Raw genomic sequence first — 21,238 nt, 5'->3', positions numbered from 1 at the left:
GAAACGGCGGCCGCGAAGACAGCGAATGGACGGCAGCATGGCACGGGAAAAGCCCGCGGAGAACGGCGCCAGCGCCGTCATGGACATTCCGCTCCGCTTCGGAGCGGACCCCTATGTCTGGGCCTGCTGGCTCTATTACGAGGAAGGCCTCACCCAGGGTGACATCGCCAGCACCATGGGCATTTCCCGCGCCACGGTGAACGCCTACCTTGCCGATGCCCGCGAACGCGGCATCATCCAGATCACGCTCGACCCCGCCCGGCTTGCCTCGCTGCACCTCGCACAGGAGTTGAAGCGCCATTTCGGCCTGCATGACTGTATCGTCGCGCCGACCCGGGACGACGGGGAGGCGCTGATCGACCGGCTGGGCGCGGTGGGGGCGCAGGTGCTGGAAAAGCTCATCCGTTCCGGCGACCGGCTCGCCGTCGTCTGGGGCCGCACGACGCTGGCCGTCGGCGAACGACTGAAACTCACCGGGCTGCAGGACGTCACCGTGCTCCAGGCGACCGGCGGCACCGCCGCAACGTTGAATTCGACGCCGCAGCAATGCGCCTGGACCTTTGCCGAAGCGGTCGGCGGGCACTGCGAAAACATTCTCGCGCCCATCGTCGTCTCCTCGCCCGCCGTGCGGCAAATGCTGGAGGACGAGACGATGCTGCGCACGCAGCTTCAGCGCCTCACCACCGCCAACAAGATCATCTTCTCCATCGCCTCGCTGCGTCCCAACTCGACCGTCCACCAGAGCGGCCTCTTGGATGAACCGGGCACCTTGCAGCATTACCTCGCCAACAAGGCCGTGGGCACGCTGACGGGCCATTTCATCGACGAGCGGGGCCGGCGGGTGGCTGGGCCGCTCGACGATCGCGTCATCGGCATGGGCTTCGAGCAGATGAAGGCGATCCCGACCCGGATCGGCATTGCCGGCGGCACGGACAAGGTGCCGGCCATTCTCGCGGCGCTGCGCGGCCAGTTGATTTCCGTGCTTGTGACGGATGCGGTGACGGCGCGCGGCATCCTCAGGGCCGATGGCGTCGGCGACATCGACGCCAAGCTCTCGCCGCGCCCGCGTGCCGAGGCTCAGGCCTTCACGCAACGCGAACAGGTCAAGAAATTCATCAACGACCCGCAGGATGTGATCGAGGAGATGATGGCAGGCGCCATCGCCGCCTATCGCTCCCACATGACGCCCCTGCCCGGCTATCCGCGCGCCCTTGTCGCAAAGGACGGGCCGCGCGACGGCAAGGTCGGCATCGTCATCGGCGGTGGCTCAGGCCACGAACCCTGCTTCTTCGGCTATGTTGGAAAAGGGCTTGCCGATGCGGTCGCTGTCGGCAACGTGTTTTCCTCCCCGCCCCCCGATCCGATCTTCGAATGCGTCAAGGCGGTGGATCGCGGCGCCGGCGTGCTCTTCGTCTACGGCAACTACCACGGCGACGTGATGAACTTCGACATGGCCGCCGAGATCGCCACCGAGGCCGGCATTCCCGTCCGCACCGTCATCACCACGGATGACATCGCCTCTGCCAACCGAGAGGACCGCGAAGGACGCCGCGGTGTGGCCGGCAACGTCTTCGCCTTCAAGATCGCCGGAGCCGCGGCCGATCGCGGCCTTGACCTCGAGACCTGTGCGACCATCACGCGACGTTGCAACGAACGCACCTTCACCCTTGGCGTCGCGCTCGAACCCTGCTCGCTTCCCCAGACCCGGCGCTACAATTTCGAGATCGGCCCGGATGACATGGAGATCGGCATCGGCATTCACGGCGAACCCGGCGTGCTGCGCGAGGCCCTGACATCCGCCGACGAGATCGTCGATATGGTCATGGACAAGATTTTCGCCGAAATGCGGCCCGGCGCCGGTGACCGCGTTGCCGTGCTCGTCAATTCCTTCGGCTCGACGCCCATGATGGAGCTGTTCATCCTCTACCGCCGCATCGAGGAACGGCTTTCCGCCAAATCCGTGACGATCGCCGCCAACTGGATCGGCCACTACTGCACCTCGATCGACATGGCCGGCGCCTCGATCTCGGTCCTGCATCTCGATGCGGAACTCGAAGACCTGCTCGCCCATCCGTGTGACGGGCCTGCGTTGAGGGTGGGGTAGATTGCGGGATCAGTCCACCACAGGGCTTGTGCGTTCAGTTCCGCCAGCAACACATCCATGCAAATGACGCGACCAGGGCCGCTTGCCATTCCCTCGCGATAAGCCTGCTTCAGACGCGGAATTTCCAAAGCGAAATCCACGTCGCCTTCGCGCAACGCGCCACGTGCCGCGCATCAGGGCAAAACCAGTCGTGCGCTGTCTTCATCGTCGGCCATAAGCGAAGTGCAACATGAAGATTCGTCATCCAAAACAAAACACCGGCCGCTTCTAAGGGCGGCCGGCGCATATGCGTTCCATCTCGAAACGGAAGTCTCAGCTGCGGGTGGTGGTTTCCACGTCGACGCTGGCCTTGATGGCGTTGGAATAGGGGCAGATGCCGTGGGTGACGTCCATCAGCTTCTTGGCTTCGTCTTCCGGCATGCCCGGCAGGTAGACGTCGAGCGCTGCGGTGATGCCGAAGCCGCCTTCCGAGCGCGGACCAATGCCGATGGTGGCGGTCACGGTCGTGCCGTCCGGAACCTTGGTCTTCAGCTGCTGCGCACCGACGCGCATGGCGCCGAGGAAGCAGGCGGAATAGCCGAGCGCGAAGAGCTTTTCGGGGTTGGCGCCATCGCCGCCGGGGCCGCCGAGTTCCTTCGGCACGACGAGGTCGAGCGCCATCGTGTTGTCCGTGAGAATCGTCTTGCCATCACGACCGCCGCCGCTTGCCGTGGCCGAGGTCTTATATTTTGCATCAACTGACATAGGTCTTCTCCTTGTGGTGCTCGTGGGGTGACTGACAGGCGAGCGGAGTAAACCGCTGCCGCATATTTGTTGTTTAATATTTTGTTGTACGCAACTTAACGCGACATACCTCTTCCGTCAATGGCTTGCAATCATATTTTGCACAATCTATCATGACTGCATGACGACACCGCGAGACCTCGACGCCCTGCCGCTGGAAGACATGCTGTGCTTTGCCGTTTACAAGGCAGAGCAGGCCTTCGGCCGTGTCTATCGTCAGGTTCTGGAACCGCTGGGTCTCACCTATCCGCAGTTTCTGGTGATGCGCCTGCTGTGGCGCGAAGGCAGCCTGCAGGTGACACAGATCACCGATCGCCTCGGCCTCGACACGGGAACGGTGACGCCGCTCCTGAAGCGCTTGACGGCCATGGGCCTCGTGAAGAAGACGAGGCGCGAAGACGACGAGCGCCGCGTCGATATCTCGCTGACACCAGCCGGCGAGGCGCTGAAGGGCCAATCGGAAGAAGTGATGCGCTGCATTGGCGAGGCGATCGGCATGCCGGAGCCGGATGCGCGGGCGACGCTTGATACGGTGCGGCGCCTGACCGGCAATCTGAAAGCCGCCGCAGGCTGACAAGCCGCTCGAACACCCAGCAAGACCGACAAAAAGCTGGCCGGCGGGAGCCGGCCAGAGGTGACGACTGCAACCATGTGTGACGGTTGCAGCCGCGCGGTCTCCAACCGCCCGGCGGGCGGTCGGGGAGGATCGTTCGCGGCGGAACCGCCGCCGCTCAGATCGAACCGGACGACATCTCCTTGGCAATGTATTCCGCCTGGCGGATCGCCAGCGAGACGATGGTCAGCGTCGGGTTTTCGGCGCCGCCGGTGGTGAACTGGCTACCATCGGAGACGAAGAGGTTCTTGATGTCGTGCGTCTGGCCCCACTTGTTGACGACGCCGTCCTTGGCCTTCTCGCTCATCCGGTTAGTGCCGAGATTGTGGGTGGAGGGATAGGGCGGCGTGGGGAAACTACGGATCGCGCCGACGGCGGCATAGAGCGCTTCGCCCTGCTTGTAGGCATGGTTGCGCATCGCATCGTCATTGGCGTGGTCGGTGAACCAGACATCCGGGACCGGCATGCCGTACTGGTCCTTCAGTTCCGCATGCAGCTTCACCGCGTTCTGCTCCTGCGGCATGTCCTCGCCGACGATCCACATGCCCGCCATGTTGGCGTAATTGTCGAGCGCCGAGGTGAAGGAACGGCCCCAGCCGCCCGGATCGAGGAAGGCCGCCATGAAGGGCAGGCCGAGCGAGAGCGTTTCCAGTTCATAGCCGCCGACAAAGCCGCGCGAGGGATCGTGCCGCGCCTCGTCCCGGATGATGCCGGCCATGGTGGTGCCACGATACATATGCACCGGCTTTTCGAAGACGGCATAGACCGATCCGGTCGTGTGACGCATGTAGTTCTTGCCGACCTGTCCGGAAGAATTGGCAAGACCGTCCGGGAACATGGAAGAGGCGGAGTTGAGCAGCAGGCGCGGGCTTTCGATGGAGTTGCCGGCGACCGCGACGATGCGGGCCTTCTGCTCGTGGATCTTGCCATCCTTGTCGGCATAGACGACGCCCGTCACCTTGCCGCTCGTGTCATGCTCGATCCTGATGACATGGGACTGCGGCCTGACTTCCAGCTTCCCGGTCGCCTCGCCCTTCGGGATTTCCGTGTAAAGCGTCGACCACTTGGCGCCCCACTTGCAGCCCTGGAAGCAGAAACCGGTCTGCTGACAGCTCATCCGGTCGTCGCGATCGGCGGAGTTGATCGCCATGTTGCCGGTGTGGCATTCCTTGTAGCCGAGCTTGTCGGCACCGGCCTTCAGAATCTTGAAATTGTTGTTGCCCGGCAGGCCCTCGATGCCATTGGTGCGCGTCACGCCCATCTTGTCTTCGGCCCGGGCGTAGTAGGGTTCGAGTTCGGCCAGCGTGATCGGCCAGTCGAGAAGATTGGCGCCTTCCACCTTGCCGTAATGGGTCAGCGTCTTGAACTCGTGCTCCTGAAAGCGCAGCGAGGCGCCGGCCCAGTGCGTCGTGGTGCCGCCGACGGCCTTGACGATCCAGGCCGGCAGATTGGGAAAGTCCTTCGAAACGCGCCAGCCGCCGCCCGTCGTCCGATGGTCGAGCCAGGCGAGCTGGGCAAAGCTGTCCCACTCGTCGTTGATGAACTCGTCATATTCGATCCGCTTGCCGGCTTCGAGCACGACGACGTCGATGCCCTTCTGTGCGAGTTCGTTGCCGAGCGTACCGCCGCCGGCGCCCGAACCGATGATGACGACGACACTGTCGTCCTTGAGATCATAGGGAGCTGCCATGTTTTCCTCCGCATGGGTCGCTTGAAGTGGCGTGACTGGACATGCGGGCGCGGCCTCCTCGCCGTCGTCCGCGGTCCTGCGATCAGATCACCGTCACAGCCATTCGATGTCGTTGAAGCCGCGTTCGATGTATCCGCCCTTGGAATAGCTCTCGCCTTCGTAACCGAAGATCGGCCATATCTCTTTCTGGTTGTAGAGCGAGACGACGAGATCGCCGCGCACGGCCTGGAAGAAGGGCGTCTTTTCGATGTCCCGAAGATGGGCAACGCGCTGGTCTTCCCAGCCAAGGCCGCGATAGCCGCCAGGGGCGGCCCGCCTGTCGAGATCGGCAATGCCGTCTTCGATCAGCGCCTTATGGGCAGCGTCTTTCCCCGCACGCGTGTCCTGTCCTTTTACGGCGATTGCGTAGAAGCGGTCGGCGAGAGTGTCATGCGGGTAAATGTCCCGGGCGAGCTGGATAAGCGTCGCCATGGTGTCGGGCTTGAGCGCCGTCGTTTCGAGCGCCCAGGCGTTGGCGGGACAGAGTACCGCCTTACCGGAAATGACGAGCGCTGCGCCGATCGTGCCGCGCTTCAGAAGCTCGCGGCGGGATAGGCCGGCCTTTGCTTCGTGACCTTGTTTTCCCTGGTGAATGGTGACCATCGTCGTTCCTCCTCCTTGATGGCGTAAGCGGCGGGCCGGGACTGCGAAGGTTCCGACCGGCCAATGCGGCGCAATTCATCGACCGCGCCGTCCACGTCTTCGCGTCGTCGCGCCCAGGATCTCCAGCCCCGGACGCGACGTCCTCGGGTCACTTGAAGCGACCGTGCCGCTGCAGCACCTCGATCTTGTATCCGTCCGGATCGGTCATGAAGAAAAACCGCGCCAGCAGGCCACCGTCGCGGTTGAACTCGACGATCTTGCCGACCGTCAGGCCGAGATCGGTGACACGCGCATGTTCGGCGTCGAGATCGTCCACCGAAACCGCGAAGTGACCGTAGCCGTCGCCGAGCGCGTAGGGCTCGGTGCGGCCCTTGTTGACCGTCAGTTCCAGCTCGAATTCGCTTTCGCTGTTGCTCATATAGACGAGCGTGAACGTCTCGAAGTCCAGCCGGTCAGCGACCTCGAGCCCGAAGGCCTTCTGGTAGAAGTCCACCGATCGCGCTTCCTCGAGCACACGGATCATGCTGTGTATGGCCTTTGCCACGTCTTTTCCTCCATTACCGTTGCAGGTTCGAATGTGCCCGCATGGGAGCAAATGTGCTGCGGATTCGGGCGCGGCTGGTAGCAGCCCGTTACCGCAGACAAAATTTCTGAGGATCGGCCCATCCGCAGTCGCGACGTCTCCGTAGGCCAGAGACGAAGGGACGATTTGACCAATGGCAGGTCTGGTCCCATACTTTGCCAAACAAGAAAAACGGAGGAGAATGCCATGTGTGAGGTCTTTGCGGGTCAGGATCCGCAGCGCTATCGCCCCGTCAACCGTTCTGTCCGGATTGACGGCCATTCCACCAGCATCCAGCTCGAATCGGCGTTCTGGACGCTGATCGACGAGATGTCCGCAAGCCAGGGCTTGTCGACATCGCGCTTCTTGTCGCTGCTGCATGACGAGGCACTGGAGATCAATGGCAGCGTTTCGAATTTTGCATCGCTGTTGCGCACAAGCTGTCTTATCTATTTGGCGAACCGGTCGCAGTCCGCCGAAACAGGCAGCAATGCAGACCTTCAGATGGTCGCCGCCGAATAGGCTGCCCCAGCATGGCGGCGCGCGGACGCAGGCCAACCGCCTGGCCGCCGGCCGCCATACCCGGTAGGCACACCGGCACGCGGGCGGCAATCGCCAGCTCGCGTTGAAAAAGAACAGGAAGACAGATCCAGCGTCAGCCATCGCCCGTAAAGATCGATCTGACGCTCAGGATCTCTTTATGTCTCAGACTGCGACATCACGCAGAAACAAGCCACGTCCGATCGCTTCTGAAGGCCTCGTGTCGCTTCGCCCGACCCGTCGAGCAAGCGCCTCTTCCCTGCGCGCCGGATTGAAAGATCGTGCCGAGCCATTCCCGTCGACCCGACGCGGGCTTTACGGGCTCGAAGGCCGAGGTGTCGATGTTCCGTGACAAGTCGCTGACAGTCCGCCTCACCTATCTCGGCGCCCTGCCCTTCTGGCTCGCATTGCTCGCTGTTTTCGCCGGACTGCCGGTGGACGGCGCGCTGCGGGTCTTTCTCGGCTACGGTGCCGTGATTGCCGCCTTCATGGCAGGCACGATCTGGACGGCGGCGCACTGGTCCGAACGTCAGTCCGTCCTGCTTCTCGCCATGAGCAGCATCATTGCCCTCATTGTCTTCGCGGTGATCGCCGTTCCCGCAAGGACCTCCGTGGCAATGCTGGTGCAGGTTGCGTGCCTTCTGGCGCTTTTCGGGCTTGACTGTGCCATCCACCGCAACGGCGATCAGCCAAAATGGTATATCGTCATGCGCGCCCGCGTGACGGCGATCGTGCTGGCAGCCTATGCCGGAATGGCAGCGGCAACGGGCCAATTCTGATCAGAGATTGTCAGGCGCAAAGCCGCATGAGGCGCAGCACACCGGTGCAGTCCTCGATCACCTTGACGGCACGCTGGCGGGCAAGGGGCTCCACTGGCGCGATCGCCCTGGCAACCTGCTGCGAGACCCGTTCAATTTCGGCAAATCGCCAAGCCAGACTGGAGAGCGACAACTGTTGAGAAACGACACTCTCGCCGTCAACTGCAGCCTTTGCTTCCGCCAACTGCTGAATCAGCAGTGACTTTTCCGTCATCCACTCGCGCAGAGCCGGATGAAAGCGGTCAGGTTCATGAAGGTGGACGACTTTCATGCAACAGTCCCCATGTCATCCCTCATCCGGGCGCCCTCATGCGCCCGTTACCGAACGGTCTTCTAGAGAGATTCGTGCCGTTTCGCGACTACCACTTTTCGCATGCGCAGCGAAAATTTTTGTGAAGGCAGCGAGCATTCGATCACCGTTGACCGCTTAGAAAAGCGCATCATCCAGAAAATCATCGTCGCTGTGCGATGCCGGCGCACCAGCGGGCGCGTCCGCGGCGGGCGGCCCTGGCAGGAAGCGCAGATGGATCTCGCGCTCCTCGATCATCGTGTAGATAGCGTGAATGCGGCTACCCAGCACCTCGGCATAGGCGCCGCAGGGTTCGCACGGCGCATTCCCTGCCATTTCCGCGGAAAGGTCAGAGCAGGCCGCCAGCGCAGAGCCCAGTTCACGCTCGAAATCAAGCGAACGGACCGCAGCGGAGATCCGCCCGAACACGGCATTGCCTTGCTCGTCCAGCGCCTGGAAACACTCATCAATGGCAGTTGCGGCCTCGCCGATGGCAAGCCGGGTTGTCTCCAGCGGCCCGGCAAGGCTCGACAGGGCGCCGCTGCGCACAACGGCGAGGTTGTCGGCGGCCTCGGAAATGTTGTGCATGCTGGCCACCACCGCATCGGCCGGCTCCTCCAGCCGGCCGGCGAAGGTCCGCAGTTCCGCACTGACGACGTTGACCGAGCGTCCCTCGTCCCCAAGCCGCGAGCAGCGCAGGTTGGAATTGAGCGCCATGTAGTGGATGTCGATCTTGATGGAGCGGATCGTTTCGATGGAGGCGATCAAGGCGCGCACCGAACCGGCGACCGACTGGGCAAGGCGGGTCGATTCGCTGCTGCGCTCATCGACGCGCTGCGTCAGGTCGAGGGCAGCCGCAAGATCGCGCTCCATCTGCGCAAGCGTTCCGCCGTCCTCACCCGAGCGCGAGGCCGACAGATCCGCGCGAAGGGCAAGGATCCTTGCCGCATCAGCGCTGAAGGACGAGATGGTGGCTGAAATGCGGGCGCATTTTTCGCGGAAATCCGCCAGCGTCTGCTCGATCTGCGCATCGACGAGATGCGTGACGGCAGCCGAGAGGTTGGCGCGTTCGCCGGCCGTCAGGGCCCTGCCCTCCTCTTCGTCGAGGAAACGGTCCAGCAGGTCGAAGCTGGTTTGCATGTGTTCGATGCGCTGACGGGTGATGTCGCCGATCTGCAAGGCCGAGAGGGTCTGTGCAATCTTGGCCTGAACATCGCCGGCAACGGTTTTCACCTCGCGGGCAAGGCGCGCCATGGCATCGTATTCGGCCTTCATGCGGACCGCATTCTTCGACAGATTGGCGGCGAGCGCGGGAACCGTCGTCCCGAATTCGGCGATGATGCCGCCGGAGAGGTTGCGTGCGCTCTCGAGCTCTTTGCGCATGTGGTCAAGTTCGGTCGAGAACCGGTCAATCTCCTCCGCACCCGACATGATGCGGCTGCGGATTTCTTCAGCGAACTCGGCGAATTCGGCAAGACCGGCACCCGTGATCTTCACCGTCGTGGCGAAGACCTTGAGATAGCGGAATGTCTCCCGCATGTCGCCGACATGAACGATGGCGCCGCCGCAGGCTGCGGCAATATCGATGAAGGATTGCTGGCGCGCACTCGCCGCGCTCGGCAGGCTGCCGAGATCGCTGATCGCCCGGTTCATGCCGCTGATCGTGTCGGGACCGTCATCCTTGTCCAGCGTCTTGCTGATCCGGTCCAGCGTTCCGATCATGCCCTGGACGAGTTCCATGACCGAAACAAGGGTCTCGCCGCCTTCAAGAAAGACCGTCTCGATACGCGAGTGTGCAGTCGTCAGCCTGTCGCGGAAAAGACCGAGGGCATTGCGGGGGTCGGATTTCAACTGAACTGCCAGGGTCACGGCTGCCTCGCTCTGTGCGCCTCATCTTGGATTGTGTTTTAAATGAAATGTCGGAATCCTCGGTAAAGTAGCAGCCTTAATATTTGACCTAGACCAATGCGCTAGTTTTACGCAATCCGGTAGGAAACTCGGCATACGGAGGCATGCGCGGGGCGGTTCGCGCCATCCGGTCTCATTTCGATACAGGGGCAAGACGCGATGATGCGATGCGAGCCGATCGCGGCAACGCACGAAAGGGCGCACGCAACGGCGTCCGCCCCAGGCATGTCAGGATTTTCGGCAACCAGCCTTAATGATGGGCGGGGCTGCGCACGATGTGCGTCTGGATCTTGCCCAGCAGACGCTGGATATCGACCGGCTTGGTGTCGAAATCCACGCAGCCGACCTCCAGGCTCTTCTGCCGATCGCTCGACAGGGCATGGGCCGTCAGGGTGATGACCGGAATGTCGGCCGTGCGCGGATTGGCCTTGATGTGCGTGGTGGCTTCCCACCCATCCATCGCCCCCAGCGCCACATCCATCAGGATGAGGTCGGGCATTTCCCGCTCGGCCGCTTCGATGCCGCTGGCGCCATCGATTGCGACACAGATTTCGTAGCCGTGGCGCTGCAGGCGACGGGTCAGCATGTCCCTGTTCATCTCATTGTCTTCGACAATCAGGATTTTTGCCATGGTGCTCATGCCCATTTGGGCTCCTTTTCCGCTCCGCTGCCGGCGGCCCTGTCCGCTTCGACGAGCGGATCCATGGCGCGCGCGATGGCAAGCGTCCTTTGCAATTCGTTGACCGGCTGCAATGCGGCCGAGACATTGGCCGGCACGACGATGGTGAAACAGCTGCCCACGCCGGGCTCGCTCGTCACCGTTACGTCGCCATTCATCAGGCGGCAGAGTTGGCGCGTCAAAGCCAGACCGACGCCGGTGCCACCGTATTTGGTCGAGCTGTGGTCGTTGACCACGGCAAACTTTTCGAACAGCACCGCGATCTCGGCCTTCTCCATGCCGATCCCGGTATCCTGCACGCGGATTTCGATGAGATCCTCGGCGGCACCCGTCAGGCGGCGCGCGAGGACCGAGATCCGGCCGTTTGAGGTAAATTTTGCCGCGTTCTGCAGCAGGTTGGTCACGGCATTGCGCAGCTTGAGCTCGTCACCGAGGATTATCTGAAGGTCGGGCGCGATGCTCACGTCCAGCGTGTTGCCATTGGCGCCGGCCGCCGGGGTGACCTCGCGGACCGCATCGGCAATCATCTCGCCAAGATTGAATTCCTGGCAGTAGAGCTGCATGTGGCCGGCCTCGATCTTGGAGAGGTCGAGCACGTTGTTGACGAGGCGTAGCAGATGCTGACCGGCAGCATGGATACGTTCGAGGTCGACGACGTCATCAACCTGTCCGCTGTCTTCGGCATCCTCGATCAGGATCTGGCTGTAACCGATCACCGCATTGAGGGGCGTGCGCAATTCGTGGCTCATCTTGGCGAGGAACTCGGACTTGGCGCGATTGGCGCGTTCCGCCTCGAAGGCCGCCTGGCGCAGGTTGCGCGCCGTGGTGATGTGGTGGCGCATCACCGCTTCCAGCTCGGCCTGCGAGGCGAGCGCGCGTGCGTAGTAGATGGCCATCATGGCGACATAAAGTGCGGCGGCCGTGGTCGAGATGATCCCGAGGCCCTGCAACTCCGCTGTCGGAATGCCGTGGCCGGGCGCGGGCAGCAGATACATGCTGAGACCGAAGACGACCATGTTGACGGCAAACATGCCGAGCATGGGTGCACGCAGTTGCGGCGTCTCGCCGATATAGAAGAAGGCCAGAAGCGGGATCGTCAGCACCCAGGGAAGCGTCGGCGAGGTCACGCCGCCATACCAGTAGCAGCTCCACAGAATGCAGAAGAGCAGGTTCTGTACGGAAATCAGCGCCAGCCGGTTATAGTGCCCGTGCGCCTTCAGAACGAAGGGGAAGATCCAGAAGCCGGTGATCGAGGCTGCAAGGACAGCGATATCCCACTGCGGATGCGGATCGAAGATATAGAGCGCCAGCGGCACCGTATTGCCGAGAAAGGGTCCGAGCAGGTGGCTGATCAGGAACATGCGCGTCTGCTTACGCATAACGCGATCCGCAGCGATTTCCGGCGGGATGAACCAATCGACCAGGCGATCAAGGCGGAGAGAAAGGGTATGAAGGGTCGCCATGCGTCTCGATTCCGTCAGCGTAGCAGCGTTTTCAAGCCGGAGTGTCGCAGGCGTCCCTTGAAAAGACATTAACAAAGCGCCGCCGGGGGGGCGGCAGCGCCTTGCGGTCACTATGACGCAGTGGTCAGAACTTGTAGCTCAGCGAAAAACGCAGCGCGTTGGAGGTCGGCTCCTGCGTGCCGGTGAGGCCCGGGAATGCGACTGTCGAGACGTTGGAGAACTTCTCGAATTTGGTGAACCGGTATTCGAGGCCCGCGATCAGATTGTCGGTGATGGCATAGTCAACACCGGCGCCGGCGGTCCAGCCGGTATGCGTGTCCTTGAAGTTCTCGGAAATCCCGAAGGGAACGAGCGTATACTTGTTTTCGATGCGCGCCACGGCCACGCCGCCTGTACCGTAGACCATGAAGCGGTCCATAGAGATGCCCATGCGGGCACGCAGCGAAGCCTGCCAGTCATAGGTGTCGTCGCCGCGGCCGATGTTCTCGATGCGGTCGATGAACGTGCCCTTGATATTCGTGCGCTCGAAATCGCCTTCCACGCCGTAGACGAAGGAACCCGCCTCGAAGTTGATGCCTGCCTTGAGACCGATACTGCCGCCCTCCGGATCGTAAGGGAAGGTGATTCCGCGGGCCGCGCCGGTTGCCGTGATGTATTCCGACGTCAGGTCATCGTTCCAGTTATAGCCGGCGACGCCACCGATATAAAAGCCGGACCAGGAAAACGTGTCCTGCGCCGCTGCAGCCGTCGGGCCACAAACCGCGCCGATGGCGAGGCCCGCGGCCAGGCTGAGGGCGAGACGTCCCAGACCCGGAAGCCGCGCGATGACACGAACGATAGACATGGCAATGACCCTTCGAAACAAATATCTGCCATCAACTTAGCCAGACATGGTTAACGAAATCTAACCGAACCGCCCATGGAAATTGCGACACAATTTACCGAGATCGAAAAGGGGCTGTTAAATATAAGAGAACACGGAGGAAAGCGCTTTAACCTCACCTTAAACGGGTGTCCCGATCATCCCCCTGCAAGGTCAAAACCACAACAACAAGTGCGAAAACAGGGCAACGATGAGCTACGATCCGTTTAACAGCAAGATTTCCACCGCGCTGACCGGCAGCATGCGTGACTATCGCGTACAGACCGGCCCGGACCTCGCCACCCGCGGCGATGCATTCTACGCCTGGCAGAACAACCGCCGCGAAAATGGCCTGTGGCCGTTCTCGCGCTCGACGGAAGCCGGGCCCGGAACGGTCTGCAAGGCCGCAGACGACCGCGGCAACGGCATCGAAGGCGTCAATTTCGCCTCGCAGGACTATCTGAGCATGTCCTCGCATCCGGCGATCAAGGAAACCGCGATCGAGACCATCAAGGTCTACGGCGTCCATTCCGCCGGCTCCTCTGCGCTTGTCGGCAACACCAACCTGTCCGTCGCGCTGGAGCGCCGACTGGCCGAGTCCCTGAAGATGGAAGAGGCGATCCTCTACCCGACCGGCTGGGCTGCCGGCTACGGCGTGATCAAGGGGCTCGTTCGCTCGTCGGACCATATCGTCATGGACATGCTCTCGCATGTCTGCCTGCAGGAAGGCGCCAATGCCGCCACCCGCAATATCTACCAGTTCCGCCATCTGGATCTCGCTCATTGCCGCGAAAAGCTGGCGTCGATCCGTGCGCGTGATACCGAGAACGGCATTCTCGTCATCACCGAAGGCCTGTTCTCCATGGACTCCGACACGCCGGACATCGTGGCGATGCAGGACCTGTGCAATGAGTTTGGCGCGCGTCTTGTCGTTGACGTCGCCCATGACTTCGGTGCGCTCGGCGATGGTACCGGCCATATCGGCATCCAGAACATGCTCGGCAAGGTCGATCTTGTGATGGGCAGCTTCTCGAAGACCTTTGCATCGAACGGCGGCTTCGTGGCGTGCCGCACCCGCGCGCTGAAGGAGTATCTGCGCTTCTACAGCCCGTCGACGACCTTCTCGAATGCCCTTTCGCCCATGCAGGCGGCTGTCGTCACCAAGGCGCTCGACATCATCCAGTCCGAGGAAGGCCGGCAGCTTCGCAAGTCGCTGATGGACAATGTCCACCTGCTGCGCAACACGCTGACCGAAAACGGCTTTGAATACTACGGCGACCCGTCGGCCATCGTCGCGGTCAAGATGGGCTCGGAAGCGCTCTCCCGCCTCGTCAGCCGCCGTATTCCCGAGCTCGGCCTTCTTTCCAACCTCGTGGAATACCCCGCCGTCGCCAAGGGTGCGGCCCGCTTCCGCATGCAGGTCATGGCCGGTCATACGGAGGGCAATATCCGCAAGGCTGTCGGCATTCTGCGCGAAGCTGTCGCCGCCGCCCGCGAGGATCTGGAAGAAATCAACGCCGCAGCCGGCAAGGTCGCCTCGATCGCGGCTTGATTGCTCCGCAAACAAAGCACTCTACCCGAGGTCGCCGGCGCCTGCTGCCGGCGACCTTTTTTCGTGGCGAAAACAGGGGGAAGGCCGATTTCCCGGATTTGTTGGCGGCAAAATTTACCAGGAATTAACCATGTAATCGTTTAGTGATGAGCCATGAATATGGGCGTCCGCCACGCTTGCGGCATAGGCCGAATTAAGGGATCAGACAAATGAAGCGTGTGGCAAAGACCACTGGCCTGCTTGTATTGCTAATGACGTCGTCTTCAGCTCTACCAGCCATTGCCCGGGCCGACGACTCGAACTTCTTCCTGCGCCTCGGACCCGCAACGATCATGCCGAGCGAGGGCGCCGATATCACCGCCGGTGGCGCGCCGGTGAGTGGCGGCAGCATTCGCCTGAAGAACCACACGACCGGCACGATCGAATTCGGCTACAATTTCACACCGAAGCTCGCCATATCCTTCACGGGCGGCTATCCCCCGACCATCGACATCTATGGCGAGGGCGTGCTCGCTGGCCTCGGTCGCCTCGGCGGAATGACCTACGGCCCCTCCACCCTGACCGCCCAGTACCGCTTTACCGATTTTGGAAAATTCCAGCCCTATGTCGGCGCGGGCCCGCTTTTCATGTTCGTCTTCGACAACAAGGACGGCGCAATGTCCAACGTCAAGGTCAAGCCGGCCATCGGCGCGGCCATCCAAGTCGGCTTCGACTACATGGTGACCGAGAAGTGGGGCGTCTACCTGGACTTCAAGAAGAGCTATCTGCGCACCAAAGCCACCGGCAGCCTGGGCGGAGCTCCCGTGTCCGCCGACGTGAAGCTTGACCCCGCCGTCATCGGCGCAGGCCTCACCTTCCGCTTCTGATACGCAGCGGCGCCGCAGTCACGCACTCCTCCAAGAAAAATGGCGAAATAAGATAAAGGCGGCGCTCCGGTTCGGGAACACCGCCTTTGATGCCATTCAACGTCGGAGGTCCATAACCGGACTGTCAGGCCGTCAGCCGGCGCCGGCATTCCTCGACAATGGTTCCCTCCGGCAGTTGCAGGATGTCGAGCACCTCGCTGGCAGAGATGGCCTTGCTGAACAGCCAGCCCTGCACTTCGTGGCATCCCTCGGCGGCAAGACGCAGCAGTTGCTCCTGCGTCTCGACACCCTCGGCCGTGGTGGAAATACCGAAGCTGACGCCGAGGCGCGTGATGGCGTTGACGATCGCGCTGCTTTCCACGTCCTTGGCGATGTCGCGAATGAAGGACTGGTCGATCTTGATCTTGTCGAAGCGGAACCGGCGCAGATAGCCAAGGCTCGAATAGCCCGTGCCGAAATCATCCATGGCGATGCGTACACCGAGCGCGCGCAACTGCTCGAGGATTTCGATGTTTTGCTCGGTTTTCTCCAGAAGAACGGATTCGGTGATTTCCACCTCAAGGCGATGGGCCGGCAGGCCGGATTGCGCCAACGCGCCCATGACGCTCGCAACCACATTGCCGCGCACGAACTGGACGGTCGAGACGTTGACCGCGATGCGCACATGGTCGGGCCAGCGAACCGCCTGGCGGCAGGCCTCGCGCAGCACCCAGTCGCCGAGTTGGACGATCATGCCGGTCTCTTCGGCAATCGGGATGAATTCGCCGGGCGAAACCGGGCCGCGTTCCGGATGGTTCCAGCGCATAAGGGCTTCGAAGCCCGCAACGCGGTGATGCTCCATGGAGATCAGCGGCTGGTAGAACACCTCGTACTGCCCATTGACGAAGGCCGTTCGCATATCGAGTTCCAGAAGCCGCCGGGCCTGGGCCTTGGCGTCCATCTCGGGATTGAAGATGCGATAGGTTCCACGGCCGTCCGCCTTGGCACGATACATGGCAAGATCGGCATTCTTCAGCAGATTTTCCGGCTCCTCACCCTGCTCGAAGCTGGTGACGATGCCGACGCTGGCACCGACCGTGACGGCGTGACCCTCGATGGTGCGCTGGCGCGCGGCGGCGGCGATGATTTTCTCTGCAATCTGAATGACGCCCGACAATGCCTCATCGCAATGATGGAGGATAGCGAACTCGTCGCCGCCAAGCCGGGCGATGAGATCGTGTTCGCCCATCAACGCCTGGAAATCAGCGGCAACCGACTTGAGCAGCATGTCGCCAATGCTATGGCCGAGTGTGTCGTTGACGCTCTTGAACCCGTCAAGATCGATGAAGAGAATGGCGATCCCGCCATTCTGGACCGCCGACTGATCAAGCGCCTCGGCCAGACGATCGCGGAAAAGAACACGGTTGGCCAGACCAGTCAGCGCATCATGCAGCGCCATGTAGCGCGTGGCAGCTTCGGAGCGCTGGCGCTGCACGATCTCGCCTTCGAGCTTGCGATTGATCTGCATCAGTTCCATCGTGCGCTCTTCGACGCGCTCTTCCAGTCGCTCATTGGCGACACGCAGAGCATCCGAGACCCGTTTGCGGTCGAGCTGAATGGTCACGCGGGCCAGCGCAATCGCAAAATCCACCGGCTTCGTCACATAGTCATTGGCCTGCAGTTCCAGGGCACCGACGATGTCTTCGCTCTGGCTCTTCGCCGTGACCATGATGACGGGCAGTTCGACCGGCGAGAAGCGCAACCGGATACGCTTCAGCACTTCGAGGCCGTCGATTTCCGGCATCATCACGTCGAGAAGCACCATATCGAAGGGTTCGCTGTCGATCAGAGCGAGCGCCGACATGCCGCCATCCGCCTCGCGCACCTCGAAGCCACGCCGTTCGAAGCGGCGCGTGAGGATGGTGCGATTGTCGGCCACGTCGTCAACGATCAACAGACGGGGTTTCGTCTCGAGGATCGCCGTCGGTTCGGATACGGTGGAGGGCTGCTGCAGGGCCGAAGACATTAGGTTCTCGTTTCTCATTGGTTAGGCCAAGGCGACAGAGAGAGGTGAGGGACGGTATGGCTCGTCAATATCGACGGGCGTGATCCGTGCCGCATTGACGGGAATGCGGACCGTAAAAGATGTACCACGACCAACTTCGCTATCGACGGTGATATTGGCACCCATCAGAGCGCAAAGCTTCTGGCTGATGGCAAGCCCAAGACCCGTACCGCCATATTTGGCGGAGGTCATGGCGGAAGCCTGCTGGAAATTCTGGAAGAGTTTCGGAAGGTCTTCCTTGGCGATACCGATGCCCGTATCGATCACCTGCATCTCGATCCAGTCGCTGACGCCGATGCTGCGCTGGCGTGCCACGAAGGATACGGTTCCACCCTTGGTAAACTTGGCGGCATTGCTCAGGAGATTGAAAATCACCTGCCGCAACTTCGTCTCGTCGCCGACGATAGTGCCGAGGCGGGAAGGCCGCTGCACGACGAAACTGTTGCCATTGGCCTTCATGAGCGGTGTCGCCGTGGCAACGACCTGATCGCAAAAACCATCCACATCGAACGGGCTTTCGATGATCTCGATCTTGTCCGCTTCGATCTTCGAAAGGTCGAGGACATCGTTGACCAGCGACAGAAGATGTTTTCCGGCCGAGTTGATGCGGTTGAGGTCCTGCCAGTTGGTCTTGCCCCGGTCTTCCGGCTCGATCATCTCGATCAAAAGCTCGCTGTAGCCGATGACGGCATTGAGCGGCGTGCGGAACTCATGGCTCATCTTGGCGAGGAAAATCGACTTGGCGTTGTTGGCGGCCTCGGCAAGCTTCATCGCCTCCTGCAACTTTTCCGTCATCCGTCCGTGCAACTCCGTCTCACGCTCGACAACCGAGCGCATCGACAGAACGTTGGCGTAGTAGACGGCCATCCACGACATGTAGACCGTGGCCGACAGAATGGAGATCCAGCCCACCGCAGCGAGCTGATCGATCGGCACCGTCTCCGGAAAACCGACGGCAAAATAGGCCGTGGTCATCGTCAGGAAGTTGGCGCCGAACAGGCACACGACGAAGAGCGGGCGATCGGACAGGTAAAAGAAGCCGAGCAGCAGGGCGACGAGCAGCCAGGGAAGGAAGGGCGAACTGACACCGCCATAGAAGAAGGCGCCGAACAGCGAGGTGAACGTCAGCAGCTGGACCGACAGCAGCGCCGAGACGCGCAGATTGTTGGTCGCGCGGAATACGAAAGGCAGCGCCCAGAAGCTGCAGATGCTGATCATGATGATCCAGAATGGGATGCCCGGATTTGCCACGGCACGGTAGAGGTAGATGCTGATGGCCTGGGAAAACAGTGGCCCGATCAGGTGCGTGAAGACAAAGTTGCGCGCAACACTGAGCTCGGACCGCTCCAGAAGCGGTGCGTTGGGAACGAACCAGTCAATGATCCCAAGGATCTTCTTAAACATGCGCACTGACCTTCTTTTCGCACCGGGTGCAGCCGAACACTAAGAAGACGCGCATTGAAATTGCGTAAATCCGGTTGTCCCAATAGGATCACGTCCGCCTGAAAAGGCGCGACACAAGATGTTCGGACCGAAACGGAAAGGGCGCGAAATGCCCCGATTGTGGGCGAAATCAGGGGTTTCAGGCCAATTCGGGACGTCATTCAGATGTCAGTAAGTATATTTGGACATTCTACCGGACCACGGATCGCCGATGACTGAGCGCGAGCATTTCCGAAGACGCACGTTGAAGTGCAGACCGCCTTTTTGCTGCTGATTGCACGCAAAGTCATGAAATTTAGACAACCTTAATTCAAACCCGTCATACACGACCTTGGGTATCAACCCAACCGTGTCCACGCGCACGCTCGATCGACGACAGCAGTTTCAGCAGACCACGTCCCGCATCGCAGCCGGACAGACGCGTCAACAGAGAGATGGGCTCTTGAAGGCGAAGATTGACCCGGAAATTCTGGCAGCGCCGTGCGATACGGGGAAGACGGCGTCATCCACGCCTGCGCCCGGGCGTCACCGGTCACCATCACCGCTCGAAGCCGCACGCAAATCCATTGCCTACGCGGACATGCCGATGCCGGAGGACCTGCCGGGGCGGACGGCCTTCTGCGCCGCGATCCCTGCCACCCTGCGCGCTGACTGTGCGGCAGATATTGCCGCCTCCCATATGCAGTTCCGCCGCACGCTCCCGGCGCTGAAGGCCCTGATGCCCAGCGCTGCCGCTATCGAAACAGGTCGCATCGACTTCATGATCGACACGGGACAGGCCTGCGACATCGACAGCCATGATCATTTTTTCCGGATTCGCCGCAGTCGGACGGGCGCTGCACCGGCCCTTCTGGCCAGCCAGATCCAAACGCTCCAAATCCTCAAGACTGAAGTCACCGCCGGCCCGGTCACCGTCCCGGCCGAGCGGATCGTCGCGATGGCCGATGCCATCCGTGCGGCCATCGCCTTTCTGGTCGGCACGCAGGCCACGACGCCGACAGAGCTGACCTTCCGTTCCGTGACAGAGGGCGACCCGCCGGCCGAACGCGCGATGCAGCGCTGGGTGCGGGGCCACCAGATCTTTGCCGGACTTTGCCAGTCGCTCGTGGTCGCGCTCGGAGCGCTGGAGAGTGCCGTTCAGGATCAGGACGACGCCACGGTCGATAGCGCCGGAACGCTCGTCGCGAGCCTCCTCTCGGCGAGCGCCACGGCTCTCGAGCTGACCGGGGATTTCCCCGAGGCCCGTTACAATGCCGGCATCCGCGTCGCCATGGATGCACCCTACTTCCCGACCGGCTTTTCCGGCGTGCTGTCGCGCGATCACAGGCAACTGGTATCACGGATGAAGATGATGCGGCCGGCGATCGAAAGCCTCGGCCGTCGACATCCGGCCCTGCATGCCTCAATCGGCGCAGCCCTCTCCTCCGTCTACGCGAGCCACAAACATGTCTGCGCCCGCTTCGTCGAGCCGCGATCGACCAGCCTGCTGATGGCCGCAACGGCGGAGCGGCCGGCCACCGAGCAGATCGACCGCTTCCGCGCCATGCGCCTTCGGGCATGGGACGTGTCCGCGGAACATCCGGGCGTATCTGGAAGCAGCTCTGAATGACGAGCGGCGATCGCGAAAAGGGCACCGACATGGGCCACGACGACACCGATGCGCGCCCCACAGTCAAGATTGCCAGCCCCGCCGAATCTCGAGACACCCTCGCCCTACGCGCCGAGAGCCTGCCAGACGCCGAGCGTCAGGAGGCTTCACGCTATCTGCGGGCCGAGGATCGCGATCGATTTCTGCTTGGCCGCCTCATTCTGCGCGACCTCATCCACACCAGTACCGGCCTGCCTGTCTCGGCGATCGTCCTGAAGCGTGACAGCCACGGTCGTCCCTTCCTTCCGGCAGACCCCGATCTCGACGTCAACCTCTCCCATTCGGGAGACCGCGTCGCGGCTGCCGTCGGGCGCGGTCTGCGTGTCGGCATCGACGTGGAGCAACATCGCACCGGCCTCGACATTGTTGCCATCGGTCGTCAGGTCTTCACGCCTTATGAGCGCGCCGTCATCGCGGCTGCAGGCAGCGGGGCGCTCGCCGCCTTCTTCACCCAGTGGACGCTGAAGGAGGCGCTCATCAAGGCACTCGGTCGCGGCTTTCTGGACGATCCGCGCCGCATCGAGATCCGACGCGAGAAGGACGGCATTTTCCAGCCTCACTTCGTCGGCAGCGGCCCGGATGACCTCGGACACCGCTGGAGGCTTCAGGTGCTGGAGTGCGGCGACCATCATTCCGGCGCCCTCGCCTTTCGCGCCAGACCCAGCCCCTAGGATCGAAGTCGGCGCACGTTGATCGCCTTTCGGCAGAGGCGCTCGTTATGCTTAACGAATT

19 protein-coding genes are annotated in these 21,238 nt (G+C 61.9%); 8 read left to right on the top strand and 11 right to left on the bottom strand.

The genetic code is table 11. From position 1 onward, the window contains the following. The first annotated feature begins 37 nt into the window (after positions 1-37). Positions 38-2,104, top strand: a complete 2,067-nt coding sequence (locus F3H41_RS18505) for a bifunctional sugar-binding transcriptional regulator/dihydroxyacetone kinase subunit DhaK (RefSeq protein WP_149740168.1) — start codon at positions 38-40, stop codon at positions 2,102-2,104. Between the two features lie 312 nt (positions 2,105-2,416). On the opposite strand, the gene F3H41_RS18500 is transcribed toward F3H41_RS18505, so the two are convergent. Beyond that, entirely contained in the window at positions 2,417-2,848 is a 432-nt protein-coding gene (locus F3H41_RS18500; RefSeq protein WP_149740167.1) for an organic hydroperoxide resistance protein, read from the bottom strand. 160 nt (positions 2,849-3,008) lie between these two features. On the opposite strand from F3H41_RS18500, the gene F3H41_RS18495 reads away from it, so the two are divergent. Beyond that, entirely contained in the window at positions 3,009-3,461 is a 453-nt protein-coding gene (locus F3H41_RS18495) for a MarR family transcriptional regulator (RefSeq protein ID WP_149740166.1), read from the top strand. Positions 3,462-3,618: 157 nt separating this feature from the next. On the opposite strand, the gene F3H41_RS18490 is transcribed toward F3H41_RS18495, so the two are convergent. The 3 genes from F3H41_RS18490 to F3H41_RS18480 form a co-directional block, all read right to left on the bottom strand. Further along, on the bottom strand, positions 3,619-5,190 hold the full coding sequence (locus F3H41_RS18490) for a GMC family oxidoreductase (protein ID WP_149740165.1): 1,572 nt from the start codon (positions 5,188-5,190) through the stop codon (positions 3,619-3,621). 93 nt (positions 5,191-5,283) lie between these two features. Next, complete coding sequence (locus tag F3H41_RS18485) at positions 5,284-5,832, bottom strand: gluconate 2-dehydrogenase subunit 3 family protein (protein WP_149740164.1); 549 nt, start codon at positions 5,830-5,832, stop codon at positions 5,284-5,286. A 148-nt stretch (positions 5,833-5,980) separates the two neighbouring features. Beyond that, on the bottom strand, positions 5,981-6,376 hold the full coding sequence (locus F3H41_RS18480; protein ID WP_149740163.1) for a VOC family protein: 396 nt from the start codon (positions 6,374-6,376) through the stop codon (positions 5,981-5,983). A gap of 225 nt (positions 6,377-6,601) precedes the next feature. On the opposite strand from F3H41_RS18480, the gene F3H41_RS18475 reads away from it, so the two are divergent. Continuing rightward, a complete protein-coding gene (locus F3H41_RS18475; protein WP_149740162.1) occupies positions 6,602-6,916 on the top strand; it encodes a ribbon-helix-helix domain-containing protein in 315 nt (104 codons plus the stop codon). A 299-nt stretch (positions 6,917-7,215) separates the two neighbouring features. Continuing rightward, positions 7,216-7,713 (top strand): DUF3429 domain-containing protein, encoded by a 498-nt coding sequence (locus tag F3H41_RS18470; protein ID WP_149740161.1) that lies wholly within the window; start codon positions 7,216-7,218, stop codon positions 7,711-7,713. A gap of 10 nt (positions 7,714-7,723) precedes the next feature. Here the strand turns inward: F3H41_RS18470 and F3H41_RS18465 are convergent, their stop codons facing one another. The 5 genes from F3H41_RS18465 to F3H41_RS18445 form a co-directional block, all read right to left on the bottom strand. Then, complete coding sequence (locus tag F3H41_RS18465; RefSeq protein ID WP_149740160.1) at positions 7,724-8,023, bottom strand: hypothetical protein; 300 nt, start codon at positions 8,021-8,023, stop codon at positions 7,724-7,726. A 156-nt stretch (positions 8,024-8,179) separates the two neighbouring features. Continuing rightward, on the bottom strand, positions 8,180-9,910 hold the full coding sequence (locus F3H41_RS18460) for a chemotaxis protein (RefSeq protein WP_149740159.1): 1,731 nt from the start codon (positions 9,908-9,910) through the stop codon (positions 8,180-8,182). 289 nt (positions 9,911-10,199) lie between these two features. After that, entirely contained in the window at positions 10,200-10,580 is a 381-nt protein-coding gene (locus tag F3H41_RS18455; RefSeq protein ID WP_149740243.1) for a response regulator, read from the bottom strand. A 5-nt stretch (positions 10,581-10,585) separates the two neighbouring features. Then, complete coding sequence (locus tag F3H41_RS18450; RefSeq protein ID WP_188129533.1) at positions 10,586-12,007, bottom strand: HAMP domain-containing sensor histidine kinase; 1,422 nt, start codon at positions 12,005-12,007, stop codon at positions 10,586-10,588. A gap of 208 nt (positions 12,008-12,215) precedes the next feature. Next, positions 12,216-12,935 (bottom strand): outer membrane protein, encoded by a 720-nt coding sequence (locus tag F3H41_RS18445; RefSeq protein WP_149740157.1) that lies wholly within the window; start codon positions 12,933-12,935, stop codon positions 12,216-12,218. A 229-nt stretch (positions 12,936-13,164) separates the two neighbouring features. Here F3H41_RS18445 and F3H41_RS18440 point away from each other — a divergent pair, with 229 nt between their 5' ends. Together F3H41_RS18440 and F3H41_RS18435 are read left to right on the top strand one after the other, a co-directional pair. Next, positions 13,165-14,505, top strand: a complete 1,341-nt coding sequence (locus F3H41_RS18440; RefSeq protein ID WP_210246677.1) for an aminotransferase class I/II-fold pyridoxal phosphate-dependent enzyme — start codon at positions 13,165-13,167, stop codon at positions 14,503-14,505. Positions 14,506-14,714: 209 nt separating this feature from the next. Continuing rightward, the gene (locus F3H41_RS18435) at positions 14,715-15,371 is read left to right on the top strand and encodes an OmpW family outer membrane protein (RefSeq protein ID WP_149740156.1); all 657 of its coding nucleotides are present in this window, start codon (positions 14,715-14,717) and stop codon (positions 15,369-15,371) included. A 124-nt stretch (positions 15,372-15,495) separates the two neighbouring features. Here the strand turns inward: F3H41_RS18435 and F3H41_RS18430 are convergent, their stop codons facing one another. Both F3H41_RS18430 and F3H41_RS18425 read right to left on the bottom strand, forming a co-directional pair. Continuing rightward, the gene (locus F3H41_RS18430; protein ID WP_149740155.1) at positions 15,496-17,376 is read right to left on the bottom strand and encodes an EAL domain-containing protein; all 1,881 of its coding nucleotides are present in this window, start codon (positions 17,374-17,376) and stop codon (positions 15,496-15,498) included. Between the two features lie 21 nt (positions 17,377-17,397). Beyond that, positions 17,398-18,819 carry an ATP-binding protein gene (locus F3H41_RS18425; RefSeq protein ID WP_149740154.1) on the bottom strand — a complete coding sequence of 474 codons (1,422 nt, stop codon included), beginning with the start codon at positions 18,817-18,819 and terminating at the stop codon, positions 17,398-17,400. Positions 18,820-19,444: 625 nt separating this feature from the next. Between F3H41_RS18425 and F3H41_RS18420 the strand changes: the two genes are divergently transcribed. Both F3H41_RS18420 and F3H41_RS18415 read left to right on the top strand, forming a co-directional pair. Further along, positions 19,445-20,467 carry a hypothetical protein gene (locus F3H41_RS18420; protein ID WP_149740153.1) on the top strand — a complete coding sequence of 341 codons (1,023 nt, stop codon included), beginning with the start codon at positions 19,445-19,447 and terminating at the stop codon, positions 20,465-20,467. After that, positions 20,464-21,177, top strand: a complete 714-nt coding sequence (locus F3H41_RS18415) for a 4'-phosphopantetheinyl transferase superfamily protein (protein WP_149740152.1) — start codon at positions 20,464-20,466, stop codon at positions 21,175-21,177. The genes F3H41_RS18420 and F3H41_RS18415 overlap by 4 nt, the downstream gene beginning before the upstream one ends. Positions 21,178-21,238 lie beyond the last annotated feature (61 nt).

The organism is Rhizobium sp. RU20A (genome assembly GCF_900155885.1).
Classification (GTDB): Bacteria; Pseudomonadota; Alphaproteobacteria; order Rhizobiales; family Rhizobiaceae; genus RU20A.
The sequence above is the reverse complement of the archived record's forward strand: the minus strand, read 5'-3'. Positions and strand labels throughout refer to the sequence as shown.